This is a genomic window from Nocardia sp. CA-119907, from assembly GCF_050955995.1.
Lineage (GTDB): Bacteria > Actinomycetota > Actinomycetes > Mycobacteriales > Mycobacteriaceae > Nocardia.
The window spans coordinates 6,293,614-6,310,093 of the sequence record NZ_CP192091.1 but is presented as its reverse complement, the minus strand read 5'-3'; the positions used below and the strand labels follow the sequence as shown (position 1 = coordinate 6,310,093).

Here is a 16,480-nt window from a genome sequence, read left to right as displayed (position 1 = left end):
ACGGCGGGCACGTGCGCGATGGCCGTCTGCAGCGGTCGCCTTCGCAGTACCGCGAAAGCGGTGCGCTCAAACAACCCAGTGCGACCGACGGGTATTCACACCACATACTCCCTGGTCTCGTCCGCATTCCGTCGAGGAATGAGTGGCGGGCTGCAATAGGGGTAAGACCCTGACCAGGAGGTGAGTGAAATGATTGCTCTTTTGTTGGTTCTGCTACTTGCCCTGATTCTGTTCGGAGTCGGTTTCGCGCTCAAGGCTCTGTGGTGGGTAGCCATAGCGGTACTGGTGATCTGGGCGTTCGGGTTCGTATTTCGCGGTGCTGCCGCCGACGGAACTCGCGGGCGCTGGTATCGCTGGTAGGGCAATTCGCGGCCTGCGCTAGAGGATCCACTGCATGCCGAACAGTGGGCCCGCGCCGGCATTTGCTGTGCGGCCAGGCGATTCGCCGCAATTGCTCATCTTCCGCGAGGGGCGAAGCATCGCGAAATACACGCCGAGGATGTTGATCGCCGACTCGAGGGCTCGTCGGGAGAAAATTACAGCGCCAAGGATATTCGGACCTGAACACCACGTGAATGCAGTCCGGGCTCGGGGCTGTCAGTTACGACGGCAAGGATGGAGATCGGGCCGAGGTGTGAGGCTATGGCGGTGTCGGCCGATAGTGTTCGATCAATACGCGGGCCATGGCCTGGGCTCGGCGGGCGGCCAGCACATCACCTTCGGCCGCAGAGATGATCGAGCCTTTCATGAGGATGTGCCAGGAACGGGCGAAATCATCGGGTTCGCGGAGTCCGGCCGCTTCGGCACGCTCGCGTACTATGGCGCGGACGTTGTCGAGGTATTGGATGCTGGCCGCGCCGGCCGGGTGAGCGGCGCCGAACTCGAGCAGGACGTTGATGAACGAGCAGCCGTCGAAGTCCTCGCGCTCATGGAACCAGTCGTCGAATACGTCGAAGATCGCCAGCAGCTGCTCCTCGGGTGTGTTGCCTCGCAGCCGGGATTGCTGTTCCACGAGCCCGATCGTCCATACTTGCTCCCGGCGCTGCAACACCGCCAACACCAGATCGTCCTTGCTCGGAAAGTGGCGGTACAGGGTCGCTTTCGCGACGCCGGCCACGTCGATCACTTCGTCGGTGCCGACCGCGCGGATGCCACGGCGGGTGAACAGATCGTAGGCCGTGCTCAGTATTCGCTCACGAGCCGGCACCGCGGATGTGGTCCGCAGTGCGGGGGGCGTTTCCATAGTGAGACCCAGGGTACCCCTGTACAGACAGCCCTGTCTCTGCTATACAAGAGAGACAAGTCTGTCTTCAGATGAGCAGGGCGGGCCGATCATTGAGCGCTGTGGCGCCGAATATCGGAAGTCCGCTATGAGCACTATCGTGACACCGGCATCCAATAGCCAAACCACCAGCAGTCCACTGGTTTCCGAGCCTGCCGATGCCGTAACTCGGCTCCAGAGCAGCACTGAACTACGGGACCACGGGGTCGTTGTGCATGCGAGTGGAGAGGTGGACGCTTACACGCTGTCGACCTGGCACCGCCTGCTGCGTGAGGCAGCCGCGACCGCAACTGGGCCTGGATACCTCGTCATCAATCTCGAACCCCTCAGTTTCATCGCCTGCCGAGCATTCACTGTCCTCGCCGACGAGGCACTGCGGTGCCGGCGGCGGGGCATACAGCTCCGTTTGGTCAGCACCGCCTCGATCGTCACACGGATCATCGCCGCCGCTGACCTCACAGAACTGTTGCCCGTTTACGCCAGTATCGACGCCGGAGCGGACAGCAAGAACTAGCGGTTGGCAGTCGTCGGAAATCTGTTGTCCACCAGTGAGATTCGTCTCGGTGATTGCCGCGGTCTCCCCGCTCATTCAGCGGCTGCAGGCGCGCGGTCTGGTCGAGAGCGTGCGCAGCAGCCAGGACCGACGTGCCGTCGAACTGCGCGCTACCGATGCCGGACGTGCGCTGCGGCCACAGGCCGAGCAGATGATCGAAGCGGTTATCGCCGAAGTCGGCCAGCGGACAAGCTGACGCAAATGGGTCGGTACTTCACCTGGCTGATTCAGCTCTCCGGAGTCACCGCGATTACCTACGGCGGCGGTCGGTTCGCCTGGGAGAAATGGTCCGGTGGCGGGCTTCAGTCGCCGAAGATGATCGCTAGCGCGATGGCCGGTGGTGCGGTCGCGACCAGTGCGGGCACGATCATGAACGCGGTGTTGTAGCAATATCGCAGCAGTCTGCGCGAACCAGGCGCCCGCACACTCCGTGTGTGCGGGTGCCGGTGTTTCTGGACGAAATCGACCGGCTCCGTGTGGCTTTCGCGCGGGCGACATCGATGTCGAGCATTGCGGCAACGGGATCGAACGGAATATTCGGTCCATGCGCGATGTCGCCATCTTTCAAATATCGGGATGGTGTTGCGATGGGCAGGAAGGATGGCCGGGTAGCTCGGCGCGTCCGGTGGCCCACAGCTCGGGCAGATTTTTGGCAATCTTCACTGTGGAACCCACCACGGACGGCTTAGCCTGGTTCTACACCAATATTGCGGATCACCAAGTAAATCTGGGGCGTGCACGCAGGTTGTCGCTTGTGACCGGATGGCTTCATATGCCCCGGCAGAGATCCTGAAAGGAAAGCCATGAAGATCGTTGTGATCGGTGGCACAGGTGTCCTGGGGTCAAAAGTGGTCGACAAACTGAGAGACCACGGCGACGAGGCGGTGTCAGCGTCGCCGAGGACCGGCGTCAACACACTTACCGGGGAAGGCCTCGCCGACGTTCTAACCGGTGCCGACGTGGTTGTCGACGTGTCCAACTCCCCCTCCTTCGACGACGATCCCGCGATGGAGTTCTTCACAAAATCGACCGCTAACTTGGAGGCTGCCGCGAAGGCCGCGGGCATCAGGCACTACGTCGCGGTGTCGATCGTTGGTGCCGACCAGCTACCCGACAGCGGCTACCTACGGGCGAAGGTTGCCCAGGAGAAGCTCATCGAAGAGTCGGACGTTCCCTACTCGATCGTGCGCGCCACCCAGTTCGCCGAGTTCACCGGCGCGATCACGGCCTCGATGACGGTTGGCGACGAAGTGCGCGTACCAGACGCGCTGATACAGCCCATCGCCGTCGACGATGTCGCCGCCGAGGTCGCCCGAGTGGCTGAAGGCGAACCACTGGATGACATCGAGAACATCGGAGGGCCTGAGAAGATCTCCTTCGAACAGATGGCCCGCGCCGTGTTGGCCCGGGAAGGCGAAGCCAAGACAGTCGTCGTCGACCCCCGCGCGGGTTACTTCGGAACACCGCTCTCCATGAACAGCCTGGTTACCGCATAGGCACGTCCGGGCGGACCAGCCGGAGACAGCGGCCCGCCGAACATCGTTGGATTTTTCGGCGGAAACTACGGGGACCCCGAAGGGGATGGCGTGTTGAGCGCTTGGTCGTGGACCGGGGGTCAGGCGGGGACGCCGGTGTACAGGTCGTAGGTGCCGTCGGCCTGTAGCTCGCAGACATAGTGGGTGCCTCCGGTGCTGGGTGACTGGCCGTCGGCCTCGCAGGCGGCCAGGGTGGCGTAGTTGCCGATGTAGGTGCCGCCGGGGTTGGCCGCGGCGATGCCGGTGACGAGGGTGGCGGTGGCGCCGACCGCGAGGAGACAGGTGGCGAGGGTGGTGGCGATCTTGTTCATGGCTGTCCTTTCGGTCATTGTGTCGAGCATCAGATACGGAACAGTCTGTTTTTGGAGATTCGGAGCCGCTAGGGTAGTGATCTACTCGATCGTGGGGCCAGGCGCGCTGTAATCTCACCGGACAGACGAGGACCCCGGCGGATAGCGCCCGCCGGGGTCCTCGTCGTTTATGCAGTTAGGGAGGGTTATCCGCCCCCGCGCAGGTACATCACCGGCGCCTTCTCAGCGGTGCGTTCGGCCTCGATCTGGGCGGCCAGCTCGATTTACTTGGCGGTGGTGTCGCGGTGCGGGCCGATCTTGCCGCGGTAGATGCGATCACGCCCAGCCCGTCACGACGGTGCGCGGATGCACCGGTTATGTCGATCGTGGCCTGGCTCATGACAACGAAAACCGTTGCTGCAAAGGGGGACTCGCTGGAGCGGAACCAGCAATTCGGCCAGCAGCAGCCGAGACTCGGCGTCCGGCCCAGCCATGTGCGCGCGTCATCGACATCACTCGTGGCTGTCTGTGACGTAATCCGCGACGCTGAGACCGCTGATACGCTGGCGGCCTTCCTCCGCTTGGCGCTCGACGAACGTGGCCGTCTCGTCGAGGGGCGCCCGCCCGGTACCGGCGTAACCCACCGTGAGGTCCTCGAACCCAATCGACATGCCACAGAAGAGAATGAGCTCGTCCGGGGGTGATACGACCTCGGCAACGGTCTTGCGGTCATGGCAACCGTTCGCTTCCTGGGCCGCTACCCCCGTAAGAGCACAGCTCATGGAGCGATTTCGCTGCGCTAAAGTGTCCTATGCCCGAAGAAGCGCATCCCACACCAGTGGTGCGTGTCGAGGCGGCCGCGACTTCCGGCGGTGCCACCGCAACCGCCGGGGGAACCGACACCGACCTGCTCTCGCTCGCATCACAGCTGTGTTTTGCCCTGTACTCCACCTCTCGATCGATGACCGCGGCCTATCGGCCGTTTCTCGACGCGATGGGGGTGACGTATCCGCAGTATCTGGCCCTGCTGGCGTTGTGGGAACGACCTGTGATGACCATGAAGGAGCTCGGCGAGCAGCTGCGTCTGGACTACGGTACGGTCTCCCCGCTCATCCAGCGGCTGCAGGCGCACGGTCTGGTCGAGAGCGTGCGCAGCAGCCAGGACCGACGTGCCGTCGAACTGCGCGTAACCGATGCCGGACGTGCGCTGCGGCCACAGGCCGAGCAGATGATCGAAGCGGTTATCGGCGAAGTCGGCTATCCGATCGCGCGGCTGATCGAACTGCGCGACCAGGTCAACGCACTCGGGGCGCGCCTCGATGCCGCCACGGCCGAGCGATCCGATAGGTAGCTCGGACCGCCGTCGGTGCCCGCTCGAAGGAGCGGATGCGCCGCAGTGGGTGCCGGATCAGGCATCCAGCACACGGGCCTGACGATCGACGACCGGCGGTTCGGTGGACCAGGGGAAGTTGATCCAGCGGTCGGTGCGGCGCCAGACGTATTCGCAGTCGACCTCCGAATGCGGCTTCTGGTAGATGACCGCGCAGCGGACCTCGGCGACGTGGTCGATGCAGAAGTCGCGCACGAGCTTCAGTGTCGCGCCGGTATCGGCCACATCGTCGGCGATCAGGACCGTCGCACCGGCCAGATCGACCGCCTGCGGGACCGGCGGCAGCATGACGGGCAGGTCGAGGCGCTGATCGATGCCGGTGTAGAACTCCACGTTCATCACGTGCAGGTTCTTCACGTCCAGGGCGTAGCCGAGCGCACCCGCGACGAACAGGCCGCCGCGCGCGATCGAGAGGATCAGATCCGGTTCGAATCCGTCCTTGGCGATTTCGGTCGCGAGCTCGCGGCTCGCGGTCCCGAACAATTCCCAGGTCAGCACTTCCCGATCCGCCATGGACCCTCCATCTCCCTCGCTACCGCTGGCCATAGAGCATACGACCAGCTACGCGGTGTTCCCCAGCACATGGAACGCATTCGTCCGGGAATTAGGGTGGCCGGGTGCGGATCTTTCTGGCCGGTGCGACCGGCGTCATCGGAACCCGATTGCTGCCCTTGCTGATCGAGGCAGGACACGAGGTTGCGGGGATGACCCGGTCGGCGACCAAGGCCGACCAGGTGCGCGCCGCCGGTGCGGAACCGGTCGTCTGCGATGTGTACGACCTCGACGCGCTCACCGCCGCGGTCGTCGCCTTCGGCCCCGACCTGGTGATGCACCAGCTCACCGACCTGCCCGACGATGCGGCGCTGCTCCCGGAACTCGCCGGTGCGAATGCGCGCATCCGGGGCGAAGGCACCCGCAATCTGATTGCCGCCGCCCAGGCCGCGGGCGCGAAACGCTTTCTCGCTCAGAGCATCGCGTGGGAGCCGCCCGCCGGTCGCGGCGCGGTGATCGAGGCGCACGAGGCCGCAGTGCTCGATATCGGCGGTGTGGTCGTGAAGTACGGCCAATTCTACGGTCCGGGTACGTATTACGAAGCCGAGCCGCCCGGCCATCCGCGCGTGCACGTGGATGATGCCGCCGCGCGGACGGTTTCGCTGGTGGATGCGCCGAGCGGCATCGTGGTTATCGCGGATCCCGCCTGAGGCGTGGCGCAGCCGTGTGGCGACAGGCGGTCGCGGGTCGTGGCCGTGCCGGTCGGTTTGGAATACGGTGGCACAGGGCCGATCGCCCGGATCCGCTCACGCCCACCGAAGGAGACCCGCTTGCGCAACACGCTGCTCGTCACGTCCGTACTCGGTGCCGCCCTGGTGGCGATGCTGCCCGTTGGCGCGGCGGGTGCTCAGGCGCCCGGCGACGGTCCGCTGAAGGTGCAGGCGACCACCGGAACCGATCAGATACCGGTCACGGGCGTCGCGGTCGGCATCACCACGTGCTCCGCCGGACCGGTGCTGGCCACCGTGACGACCGGCCGGGACGGAACGGTGACGCAGAACTTCCCGAACGGCTGCTACCAGGCGCAGATCACCTCCGTTCCCTCCGGCTGCGAGCTGGCGAGCATCGCCTACGTTCAGGTCGACGTGGCACCCGGCACGACACCGGTCGCAAGCTTCCAATTCCGCTGCGCATAAACCGATTTCGATTGGCGGGCTTTCAGGCCTTCGGCGTGGTGCCGAGCGAGATGGCGGCCAGAGAACAACTTGTCGCTGGCGAACATGGACTTCGAGGACTTCTCTACCCATGTCGACGCGGATGGAGTTTTCCGCGGCTTCTGATGCGGATCGCCGAATGTCGAACTGCCGAGGACCTCCTCGGCTGGCGGCGCAGTGCCGCACCCCGGTAGGACGGCACAACCCGGATGAACGGTGTGCGGCTATGACAAAGGGTGTGCACTGTCCAACGCTCGGCGCGCATAGGCGCGCACATCCGCATCGGTGTCATCGATCGCCAGCTTCAACGCATCGTGCGCCGCCGCGCTGCGCGGCCAGGTGGTCAACGACAATACCGCTGCTTTGCGTACGTCGAGATGCGGATCGCGCAGGGCATCGGCAAGCGGGCCGACGCCGAAATCGGGATCCGCGCCCGCCAGACCCCGGGCAGCACCAACCCGAACCTGCCAGGCGGAGTGCGCGAGAGCGCCGACGAGCAGAGCCGAGTCATTCTGTGCGACACCGAGACTCGCGAAGGAAGCCAAGGCGGCGGCATGCACGAGCGGATCTGGATCCTCGGCCAGAGCGCGCACGGTTTCGGTGCCCTGTCCGCCGATCGCTGACAACCCGTGTGCGACCGCAATGCGTACCTCACGGCTCTCATCGGTCGCCACCGACGAGACGGCCTGCCAATCGTCGAGTGATACCAGCGCCCGCACCGCCTCGATGCGCACCCGATGATCCGAATCGGTCAGCGCCGCAATGAATTGCGCCGCCGATCCGGCTCGCAGCGCGCGCAGCAGATCCAGGACGGTCGCCCGGACAACCGGGTCGGGGGAATCGAGTCGATCGGCAAGACCTTCCGAGTCGGGAAGCACTTCCACGAGTTCGCGCAGACTGGCCGCGGCCGCCGCACGAACAGATGCCGCGTCATCGTCGAGCGCCCCGATCAATACCGACGGGAATCCCTCGGGCGTGTTCTCGGTCAGTACCGACAGTGCTGCCACCCGAACACCGGCATCGGCGTCGGACAGATAGGTCGAAAGGTCCGGTACCGTCGGCGAATCCAGGGCCAGCAGACTGACAAGTCGCGGCGATGGCGGTGTCGTCGATGTGCGCACGGTGCGTGGTGCGGCGGCCGGTGCGGGGCCACCGATGAGGTCGGGTTGCCGGACCGGGACCACGGTCGAATCGGCCGAGGGCAGGTCGTCGAGGCCGGGCACCGGAACCAGATACGGTGCCACCGGGCGCTTGAGGAATTCCATCGCGCCGCCGGAGCCCTTGCGCAGGTTCAGGTGGTAGCGCCATTCGTCGTCATCGCGTTGCGGCAGATCGGCGCGTTCGTGGTAGAGCCCCCAGCGGGATTCGGTGCGGGTCAGCGAGCTGCGTGCCGCCATTTCGGCGCAGTCGCGGATGAAGGAGACCTCGACCGCGCGCATGAGCTCATGCGGTGTGCGGGCACCGATTTCGGCGATCTCACCGCGCATCCGCTCGAAGGTCTCGACCGCGATGGACAGTTTCGCGGCCGTTTTCGGCGGCGCCACATAGTCGTTGACGAATCGGCGCAACTTGTACTCGACCTGGGGCTGCGGCGGGCCGTCCGGCTGTCGCAGCGGGCGGTAGATGAGTTCATGCGCTTCGGCCAGCTGGGATTCCGGAAGTTCACCCGGGGCATCGACTTCGGACAGGGTGGCTGCGGCATGCCCGCCCGCCAGGTCGCCGAAGACGAATGCCCCGATCATGTAGTTGTGCGGTACGCAGGCCAGATCACCCGCCGCGTAGAGCCCCGGCACGGTGGTTCGCGCATGCTCGTCGACCCAGACGCCGGATGCGGAATGTCCACCGCACAAACCGATTTCGGAGATGTGCATTTCGATATCGTGGGTGCGGTAGTCGTGGCCGCGATTGGCGTGGAAGGTGCCCCGGGTCGGGCGTTCGGTGGTGTGCAGGATGCCTTCGAGTGTGGACAGGGTCTCGTCGGGCAGATGCGACACCTTGAGATAGATCGGCCCGCGCGCCGATTCGATTTCGCGCTTGACCTCCGACATCATCTGGCCCGACCAGTAATCGGAGTCGACGAAGCGTTCGCCGTGCGCGTTGACCTGGTACCCGCCGAAGGGATTGGCGACGTAGGCGCAGGCCGGACCGTTGTAATCCTTGATCAGCGGATTGATCTGGAAGCATTCGATGCCGCTGAGCTCCGCACCCGCGTGATAGGCCATCGAATATCCGTCGCCCGCATTGGTGGGGTTCTCGTAGGTGCCGTACAGATAGCCCGATGCGGGCAGCCCCAATCGACCCGACGGGCCGGTCGCCAGGATCACCGCCTTCGCGCCGACCGCCACGAATTCGCCGGTACGCGTATGCAATGCGGCCGCGCCGACCGCGCGGCCCGCGTCGGTGAGCACCCGCACCGGCATGAGCCGGTTCTCGATGCGGATCTTCTCGCGCATCTTGCGTTGGCGCAGTACGCGATACAGCGCCTTCTTCACATCCTTGCCCTCGGGCATCGGCAGCACATAGGACCCGGACCGGTGCACCCGGCGCACGGCGTACTCCCCGTACTCGTCCTTCTCGAATTTCACGCCGTAGCGTTCGAGTCGCTGCACCATGGCGAAGCCGCGGGTGGCGGTCTGATAGATGGTGCGCTGGTTGACGATTCCGTCGTTGGCCCTGGTGATCTCGGCAACGTAGTCCTGGGGTTCGGCCTTGCCCGGAATCACCGCATTGTTCACCCCGTCCATGCCCATGGCGAGGGCACCGGAGTGCCGCACATGCGCCTTCTCCAGCAGCAGCACATCGGCGCCCGCCTCGGCGGCGGTCAGTGCGGCCATGGTGCCCGCGGTGCCGCCGCCGATGACGAGCACATCGCAGTCGAGCCGGATCCGGTCGGATAGCTCGGGAATATTCACAGCTTCTCCAAGATTTCGGCCTGTACGGACCGGCGGTCCACCGGCGTACGCGGCTGCGGTACGTCGATAAGTCCGTGCAGCGCACCGTTACCCAGGACCGCGATGCGGTCGCCGAGGAGCAGCGCCTCGTCCAGGTCATGGGTGACGAATACGATGGTGGTCGGATGGGCGCGCCAGGTGTCGATCAGCAAGCGCTGCATGCTCGCTCTGGTCTGGGTGTCGAGTGCGCCGAACGGCTCGTCCATCAGTACCGCGCGTGGCGACCCGGCGAGGCTGCGTGCCAACTGAACTCGCTGCCGCATACCGCCGGAGAGATCGCGCGGGAGATAGTCGCCGTAGCCGGTGAGCCCGACCTCGTCCACCCAGTGCTGGGCGCTCGCCTTGCGTTCGGCGCGCGACGCCTTGCGCAATTGCAATGCGAGCTCGATGTTCTGGCGCACGGTGCGCCAGGGCAGCAGCGCATCGTCCTGGAAGACCAGGGCGCGATCGGCGGACGGTCCGGTCACCGGAGTCCCATCGGCGCGGATCACCCCGCGGTCCGGCTTGCGCAGTCCGGCGATCGCGCGCAGCAGCGTCGACTTGCCGCAGCCGGATTTGCCGACCACGACCAGGATTTCGCCGGGCGTGACGGCCAACTCGAGGTTTTCCAGCACCGTCTTGCCGCCGTAGGCGATGCGAATTCCGTCCAGGCTCAGCCGCATTCCGGTGGTGGGTGCGGTTGTCGTGGTCATTCGGCGACCTCCCTCGGCAGCCAGCGGGTGATCCGGCGTCCGGCCAGTTCCACGATTCCGGAGGTGCCGAAGCCGAGGATTCCGATGGTGATCATGCCGACGAACACCGCCGGATAGTCGACGATGGTGTAGGCCTGCCAGGTTCGGTAGCCGATGCCGAGCCGCCCGGAGATCATCTCCGCCGAGATGAGGCAGATCCATGCCACGCCCATGCCCACCGACAGACCGCTGAACACACCGGGCAGGATGCCGGGAAATACCACTCGCACCAGCACATCGGTGCGCGAGGCGCCCAGCGTACGCAGGGCGTCCTCCCAAATGGTCGGCAGCGCGCGCACCGCGTGTCTGGTGCTGACCAGCACCGGGAACAGCGATGCCATGAATGTGATGAAGACGATGCCCGATTCGTCGCTGGGGAACAGCAGGATCGCCACCGGCACCAGCGCGATGGCCGGGATCGGCCGCGCCAATTCGGTGAGCGGTCCGAGCACGGCGGCGAAGAGTCCGGAGCGGCCGAGGCCGATGCCCGCGACCACCCCGACCACGGCCGCGAGCCCGAATCCGGTGAGAATCCGGATCAGCGATTGCGCGACGTCGACATAGAACTGGTCCGACTGGAGCTGTTTACCGAATTCGCGAATGATCTCGGTGACCGTTGGCAGCGTGTCGAAGCGCAGCCACCACCGCACATTATTGGCGGTGAGCAGCTGCCATAGTCCGATCGCGGCCGCGACCGACGCCACCTGGAGCAACCGAGTGCGCCATGCGGAACCACCACGCGCCCCAGCGGTTTCCTCGCTGTCGGCCACGGCGGGGCCGACCAGGGCCGTCGTGCGCCCGCCGGTCGCCCGGCGACCACTGGTCAACGAATCGGTGCGTGCTGCCGTCATCGTCGAACTTCCGTGACGGCTTGGTCGTAGGAGATCGCCACGGCGGCCGGATGCGCCTGCCGATAGCGCTGCGCGGCAGCGGGTGTGGTGAACGGCAGGAAGCTATCGCCATCGCGCAGCCACACCGCCTTATCGGCGAACCAGCGCGTACCGAGTTCGGCATCGGGCACATAGGCGGCGCGTATCGCCCTGCCCTGTGCCTTGGCCGCCTGGACCGCGCGCAGCAGGCAGGTCGGATCGGCGGCGGGCTGCGGGCGCTCGGCGCCGTCGAGCCACAGTTCCCCGGCCTGCGCGGCATTGCTCACCGGACGCGCGCAGACCGGATCGGTACCGGTGACGCGGCTCGGGTTGACGGTGGATGTCACCGCCTGGTCGTAGTCGCCCACGCCGTTGTCGGCGAAGGCTTTGCGCAGTGGCGCGGGATCGACGAACTTATCGATATCGAGTTCGGCGAAGTCGCCGATCGACTTCAGGTACTGCACATCGCCTTTGAACGCGTCGATCAAACCGGGCTTGAGTGTGGTGTCGAAAGACGTTCCGCCGGGCCCGTTGTAGAGGTACACGACCTCCTGCGGCAATCCGGAACCGTCGGCGACGATCTTGGCGGCTTCGAACGGCTTCTCGTTCAGGAACTTCGTGGCATCGAGCTGGGCGGCGAGAAATGCCCGCAGCACCTCGGGATGATCGGCGGTGTAGGAGCGTCGCGCGACCACGCCGTGGAAGGTGGGCACACCCAATTCCGCACCGTCGTAGAGCAATTTCGCCTTGTTCTGGAAGACCAGCAGACCGGGCCAGGCCACGAACTGCGCGAGCGCGCCGACCTGGTGCGATTCCAGTGCGGTGGCACCGATCTGCGGCTGCTGGTTGAGTACCTCGACGCCCTTGGCCGGGTCGACACCCGCCCGCGAGAGGGCCTGCACCAGGGTGCCGTGTCCGGCCGAGCCGACGCTGGCCGAAATCTTCTGCCCGGCCAGCTCGCCGATTGTGTTCGCGGTCGAATCCTGGGGCACCACAACCATATTGAGCGCGCCCCTCGGGTTGTATCCGGTCACCGATACCAGTGCCGTCTTGGCCCGATCATTGGCCTGGGTGCGAGATCCATTGATCAGCAGCGGATAGTCGCCCATCGAGCCGATATCGATCTTCTCGGCGAGCATCTGCGCGGTGATCGGCGCGCCGGTGTCGTAGTCCTGCCACTCCACCTGGTATTCGGCGCCGCCGCTGTCGGTGATCTTCTGTAGCCGCTGCTCCAGATAGCCCTGCGCCTTCAGCAGGGTGCCCGCGGTGACGGTATTGATGGTCTTGGACTGGTAGCCGACAACGACCTTGACGGTTCCGGCCGGGGTGCTGTCCGAACTCTGCAGCGAGCAGCCCGCCGCGGCCAGTGCGACGGCGAGGAGCAGGGGAGCGAGGCGTTTCTTCATGGGGGACTTCCGGATTCGGTGCAGATTATTCAGCGGATCAGATAGGGCATATTGACGGTGACGGCACCGGTCGGACATCTGGCCGCGCACGGGCCGCAGTACCAGCACTCGTCCACATGCATGAAGGCCTTGCCGTTGTCCGGGTTGATGGCCAGCGAGTCGAGCGGGCAGATCTCCACGCACAGCGTGCAGCCCTGAATGCACAGGGATTCGTCGATGGTCACCGGGATATCGGTGCGTTGGTTCGCCAGTGCCATCAGATGACCTTCCATTCGGATGTGCTGCGGATCAGACTGCCGCGCATGGTGATTCGGTCTCCGCGCATCCGGATGTACTCCAGATCCACCGGTCTGCCGTCATCGAGACGGGTCAGCCGTTCGAGCATCAGCAGTGCGGCGCCCTCGGGCGCCTCCAGGGTGGCGGCGGTGTGCGCGTCCGCGGTAATCGCTTCCAGCGCGAGATCGGCCGAGCCGAGTGGTCCGCCGCTGATCTGTTCGATGAGCACGAAGATGTCATTGGACTCGAGATCGTGACCGAGGACCTCGGTGCCGATATCGGGTGCGAGATAGGTGAGATCCAGGCTCAGCGGCAGATCCGCGAGATAACGCAGTCGCTCGATATAGACCACGCGCTCACCGGGATTCAGCCCCAGCTTGCGCGCGACGGCGGGCGGCGCGGTGATGTGCATCGCCGCGCGCACCTCGTTGCGCACCGTGCCGTGGCCCTTCAGCGTTTCCTGTAGCCCGAGCAGCGCGTCGAGCCCATGGTCGTATTTGCGTCGGGCGACCCGGGTGCCCACCTTCGGCACCCGATCGATCAACCCTTCGTCCTTGAGCAGTGCGAGCGCGTCCCGCACGGTATTGCGGGACGCGTCGTATTCCGCGACGAGCTGCTGCTCACTCGGCAGCGCCTCGTCGAACGCGCCCGCATGGATCTGATGACGCAGCACGTCGGCTATCCGGCGCGCCTGGTCGGCCCGCAACCGTCGCACGGGCGTCGCCTCGGCTCCCACCTCCGCCACCTTTCTCTCGCTGACCTGCATGGACAGCGACGATAGTTGGCGCGCCGGCCCGCCAGATCCACGCTGCGGGCCGGGCAAATCAGCGGATGTTATTCCGCCGCCCGCCACCCGCGCTGACCTGGGCGGATGCGTGCCGGAGCGGCGATTGCGCCACCCCGATCGCGGTCGGTGAGTTCTGATCACGCAGATTCGAATGACGCGTCGAGCGCGGTACGGACCAACATCTCGGTCTCGACGATCGCCTCCGCCAGCATCGCGGACTCTGGGCGCGGTCCGGCCACGATGGTGTCGATGCCACGCAGCCCCGCCCGCCGCAGCAGCGCTTCTCGTTGGCGGCCGATTCGCCGCGCGCCGCCAGCACCGCGAGCGCCGTCCGCATCGCCGCGGTGGCAAGGGCACTCGCGACCTCGGTGAGGTGGCCGCGTTGGACATGGGCATCCCGGGCGTAGCGCAGCGTGAGTGCTGCCCGGTCCCGCCATACCGGCGGGCACCGCCTGTTGCATCAGCGGGTATCGGGGCCAGTGGTTCCGGCGCGGATGAGCTCGGGGATTATCCGGATGGTCGCCCAGGGCGGCATCACTCCGGCGGGGGAGTCGAAATCCCCACTGGGGGTGATGTTCTCGTGGGTGCGCATCCTTACCATTGCGGGCGTGGCTGTTGTTGCCGGTGTTGTCCGCGGTCGCGCTGTGCTGGTCGCGGGGGTGTGTGCGCTGTTGGCGTCGGTGGGGATGGGTTCGGCGTTCGCGGATGCGCCTGCCTCGGGTGCGGACGTCTCGGTCGCGCAGTCGCTCGGTGATCGGGAGCTCACGATCGTCTTGCGCCGGGTGACCAGTGTGCCGGGGCCACTGCGTGTCGATGTGGTCACCCATGCCGGTACCGCCGCAGGGCGCCTCACACTGGCGGTGACGCCGACCGGCGCCACGACACGATCGACACTGCCCGCGCCCGGTGCGTCCACCGCCGAGGCCGTTGTGGATCTCGGCGATACACCCGGAATGTATTCGGCCACTGTGCCCATGGATCGGGCCGGGCCATGGGAATTGGCAGTCGGCGACGGTGTGCGGGTGGCGCGGATTCCCTTCGTCGTGCCCGCGCAGGTGACCTCGCCACCCGAACGGCTGGTCTATGGCGGATTTCTGGTGGCGGGTGTGCTGCTGCCGGTCGCAGGGGTGATCGCGCTACGCGCTCGGCGCAGTGGGTGGGCACTGCTCCCCGCTGCCGGGATGGTGGCCGGGATCGCGGTATCGGTGACCGCCGCGGTCCTGTCGTCATCGCTGCCGCTGCCTCCGCAACCCGGCGGACAGCTCGATCCCACGGTGGACAATGTCACCGATCCCTATGCCCTGAATCAGCCATTGCTATCGGATTTCTCGCGGCCGCCGGTCCTGCTCACCATCGCGGGCGGGCCGGTAAATGCCGGGCGCCCAGGCGATCTCGATCTGGTTCTGATCGATGCGGCCACCGGAGCACCGGTCGATGATCTGCTCGTCCACGACAGTGCGCTGATGCATCTGCTGATGGTCGGACCATCCGGCGGTCTGTCGCATCTGCATCCGATTCGGATCGGACCCGGTCGCTATCAGGTTCATCTGCGGTCGCCGCAGGCCGGGCGATATGCGGTGTCCGCGGAATTGGCGCGGCGTGGCGGTGGTGTTCAGATGGTCCGCGCGGCAAGTGGTTTCACCGTTCTGCCCGGTGCTGACGCAGCACAATCGGTCGGCGCCCCGGTGCATCTCGGTAGCGGTGACAAGAACACCGCGACCATTATCGACGGAAACCCGGTCAAAATCAGGACGACCATGCCGGTGGCCGGAGCGCCGACCACCATTACCGCCGAGTTCGGCGACAGTGCCGACCTGCAACCCTGGCTGGGCATGGTCGGGCACATGATCATGGCGGGTCCACTGCCCGCCCATACGGATATCGCCGCCGCCGTGCAGAACTCGCCCATCTGGGGGCACGCGCACTCGATGGGCGCGGCATCGATGGAGAGCATGCCCGGTATGGATATGTCGGGTATGGCTATGCCGGGCATGGATATGACCGCGCCCGCCGCGAGCCGGGGAACCATGCTCATGCCACCCGGCAATGGCGACAGCGCACCCGACGAGACGGTTGCCGCATACGGACCCGATGTTCCCTTCACCTACACCTTCCCGATCGCGGGCCGGTATCGACTCTGGATCCAGGTCGAACGGCGCTACACGGTGCTGACAGTGCCGATCGTCCTCGATGTCGCGACGGGAGCGCGGCCATGACCAGGTCCGAATCCGTCTTCCGGACAACCGATCGCCGTCTGCTCCTGGTCGGGGGAGCGGCGATCGTCATCGTGATCGCCACCATCGCCTGGTTGGTCCGGCCCAGTCCGTCGGGCCCGCTCGTGCTGAAATCCGGAACAACGCACCATCTCGTCACGGTCGCCATCGGCAACCCACGAATCGGCAGCACCGATATCGACATCACCGTCACCGACCGTTCCGGCGCCACGAAAGACCATGCCGCAGTGCTTATTCAGGCGAACCAGCCGTTGATGGGATACGCGGGACAACCCGTCGCGACGGTGGCCGCCGGGTCCGGTCGTTTCCACGCCGCCACGGTGCCGTTGATGATGACCGGTCCGTGGGAGCTTCGCGTATCGATCGACGAACACGACAGTGTCGACGACCTCGCGGTCCCGCTGTGGATCGGTGGCTGAAAACACTTGCAGATCAAGACAACCGTCGGAGCACGAGAGAGATGAGGACCG

19 protein-coding genes and 2 pseudogenes are annotated in these 16,480 nt (G+C 65.7%); 11 read left to right on the top strand and 10 right to left on the bottom strand.

Going from position 1 to position 16,480, the window contains the following annotated elements; translation table 11 throughout:
- The first annotated feature begins 189 nt into the window (after positions 1-189).
- Positions 190-360, top strand: a complete 171-nt coding sequence (locus ACQP2D_RS27855; protein WP_433678879.1) for a hypothetical protein — start codon at positions 190-192, stop codon at positions 358-360.
- A 280-nt stretch (positions 361-640) separates the two neighbouring features.
- Here the strand turns inward: ACQP2D_RS27855 and ACQP2D_RS27850 are convergent, their stop codons facing one another.
- Complete coding sequence (locus ACQP2D_RS27850; RefSeq protein ID WP_433678878.1) at positions 641-1,243, bottom strand: TetR/AcrR family transcriptional regulator; 603 nt, start codon at positions 1,241-1,243, stop codon at positions 641-643.
- A gap of 127 nt (positions 1,244-1,370) precedes the next feature.
- On the opposite strand from ACQP2D_RS27850, the gene ACQP2D_RS27845 reads away from it, so the two are divergent.
- The 4 genes and pseudogenes from ACQP2D_RS27845 to ACQP2D_RS27830 all read left to right on the top strand — a co-directional run bounded on the left by ACQP2D_RS27845 (position 1,371) and on the right by ACQP2D_RS27830 (position 3,331).
- Complete coding sequence (locus ACQP2D_RS27845) at positions 1,371-1,796, top strand: anti-sigma factor antagonist (protein WP_433678877.1); 426 nt, start codon at positions 1,371-1,373, stop codon at positions 1,794-1,796.
- Positions 1,797-1,830: 34 nt separating this feature from the next.
- Entirely contained in the window at positions 1,831-2,031 is a 201-nt protein-coding gene (locus ACQP2D_RS27840; RefSeq protein ID WP_433685976.1) for a MarR family winged helix-turn-helix transcriptional regulator, read from the top strand.
- Positions 2,019-2,222: pseudogene (locus ACQP2D_RS27835) on the top strand (hypothetical protein); the annotation flags it as partial. The gene ACQP2D_RS27840 and the pseudogene ACQP2D_RS27835, both read left to right, overlap by 13 nt.
- A gap of 416 nt (positions 2,223-2,638) precedes the next feature.
- A complete protein-coding gene (locus ACQP2D_RS27830) occupies positions 2,639-3,331 on the top strand; it encodes an SDR family oxidoreductase (protein WP_433678876.1) in 693 nt (230 codons plus the stop codon).
- A gap of 119 nt (positions 3,332-3,450) precedes the next feature.
- Here ACQP2D_RS27830 and ACQP2D_RS27825 read toward each other — a convergent pair whose 3' ends face one another.
- Entirely contained in the window at positions 3,451-3,699 is a 249-nt protein-coding gene (locus ACQP2D_RS27825) for a hypothetical protein (RefSeq protein WP_433678875.1), read from the bottom strand.
- A gap of 473 nt (positions 3,700-4,172) precedes the next feature.
- A pseudogene (locus ACQP2D_RS27820) lies at positions 4,173-4,388 on the bottom strand (hypothetical protein); the annotation flags it as partial.
- Positions 4,389-4,471: 83 nt separating this feature from the next.
- On the opposite strand from ACQP2D_RS27820, the gene ACQP2D_RS27815 reads away from it, so the two are divergent.
- Complete coding sequence (locus ACQP2D_RS27815) at positions 4,472-5,011, top strand: MarR family winged helix-turn-helix transcriptional regulator (RefSeq protein ID WP_433678874.1); 540 nt, start codon at positions 4,472-4,474, stop codon at positions 5,009-5,011.
- Between the two features lie 57 nt (positions 5,012-5,068).
- Here the strand turns inward: ACQP2D_RS27815 and ACQP2D_RS27810 are convergent, their stop codons facing one another.
- Positions 5,069-5,563, bottom strand: coding sequence for a phosphoribosyltransferase (locus ACQP2D_RS27810; RefSeq protein ID WP_433678872.1), 495 nt, complete (start codon positions 5,561-5,563; stop codon positions 5,069-5,071).
- A gap of 104 nt (positions 5,564-5,667) precedes the next feature.
- Between ACQP2D_RS27810 and ACQP2D_RS27805 the strand changes: the two genes are divergently transcribed.
- From ACQP2D_RS27805 to ACQP2D_RS27795, 3 genes are all read left to right on the top strand, one after another.
- Positions 5,668-6,252 (top strand): NAD-dependent epimerase/dehydratase family protein, encoded by a 585-nt coding sequence (locus ACQP2D_RS27805; RefSeq protein ID WP_433678871.1) that lies wholly within the window; start codon positions 5,668-5,670, stop codon positions 6,250-6,252.
- Between the two features lie 120 nt (positions 6,253-6,372).
- Positions 6,373-6,738 carry a hypothetical protein gene (locus ACQP2D_RS27800; protein WP_433678870.1) on the top strand — a complete coding sequence of 122 codons (366 nt, stop codon included), beginning with the start codon at positions 6,373-6,375 and terminating at the stop codon, positions 6,736-6,738.
- An 84-nt stretch (positions 6,739-6,822) separates the two neighbouring features.
- A complete protein-coding gene (locus ACQP2D_RS27795; RefSeq protein ID WP_433685783.1) occupies positions 6,823-6,882 on the top strand; it encodes a hypothetical protein in 60 nt (19 codons plus the stop codon).
- 98 nt (positions 6,883-6,980) lie between these two features.
- On the opposite strand, the gene ACQP2D_RS27790 is transcribed toward ACQP2D_RS27795, so the two are convergent.
- The 6 genes from ACQP2D_RS27790 to ACQP2D_RS27765 are packed head-to-tail and all read right to left on the bottom strand — an operon-like array spanning position 6,981 to position 13,755.
- Positions 6,981-9,668 (bottom strand): fumarate reductase/succinate dehydrogenase flavoprotein subunit, encoded by a 2,688-nt coding sequence (locus ACQP2D_RS27790; RefSeq protein WP_433678869.1) that lies wholly within the window; start codon positions 9,666-9,668, stop codon positions 6,981-6,983.
- Positions 9,665-10,399 (bottom strand): ABC transporter ATP-binding protein, encoded by a 735-nt coding sequence (locus ACQP2D_RS27785; protein ID WP_433678868.1) that lies wholly within the window; start codon positions 10,397-10,399, stop codon positions 9,665-9,667. The genes ACQP2D_RS27790 and ACQP2D_RS27785 overlap by 4 nt, the downstream gene beginning before the upstream one ends.
- Entirely contained in the window at positions 10,396-11,289 is an 894-nt protein-coding gene (locus ACQP2D_RS27780) for an ABC transporter permease (RefSeq protein WP_433678867.1), read from the bottom strand. The genes ACQP2D_RS27785 and ACQP2D_RS27780 overlap by 4 nt, the downstream gene beginning before the upstream one ends.
- The gene (locus ACQP2D_RS27775) at positions 11,286-12,713 is read right to left on the bottom strand and encodes an ABC transporter substrate-binding protein (protein WP_433678866.1); all 1,428 of its coding nucleotides are present in this window, start codon (positions 12,711-12,713) and stop codon (positions 11,286-11,288) included. Before ACQP2D_RS27775 ends, ACQP2D_RS27780 begins: the two co-directional genes overlap by 4 nt.
- Positions 12,714-12,742: 29 nt before the next feature.
- Positions 12,743-12,970 (bottom strand): 4Fe-4S dicluster domain-containing protein, encoded by a 228-nt coding sequence (locus ACQP2D_RS27770; protein WP_355184857.1) that lies wholly within the window; start codon positions 12,968-12,970, stop codon positions 12,743-12,745.
- The gene (locus ACQP2D_RS27765) at positions 12,970-13,755 is read right to left on the bottom strand and encodes a GntR family transcriptional regulator (RefSeq protein WP_433678865.1); all 786 of its coding nucleotides are present in this window, start codon (positions 13,753-13,755) and stop codon (positions 12,970-12,972) included. The genes ACQP2D_RS27770 and ACQP2D_RS27765 overlap by 1 nt, the downstream gene beginning before the upstream one ends.
- Before the next feature lie 515 nt (positions 13,756-14,270).
- Between ACQP2D_RS27765 and ACQP2D_RS27760 the strand changes: the two genes are divergently transcribed.
- A complete protein-coding gene (locus tag ACQP2D_RS27760; RefSeq protein WP_433678864.1) occupies positions 14,271-15,992 on the top strand; it encodes a hypothetical protein in 1,722 nt (573 codons plus the stop codon).
- A complete protein-coding gene (locus tag ACQP2D_RS27755; protein ID WP_433678863.1) occupies positions 15,989-16,429 on the top strand; it encodes a hypothetical protein in 441 nt (146 codons plus the stop codon). The genes ACQP2D_RS27760 and ACQP2D_RS27755 overlap by 4 nt, the downstream gene beginning before the upstream one ends.
- Positions 16,430-16,480: the final 51 nt, after the last annotated feature.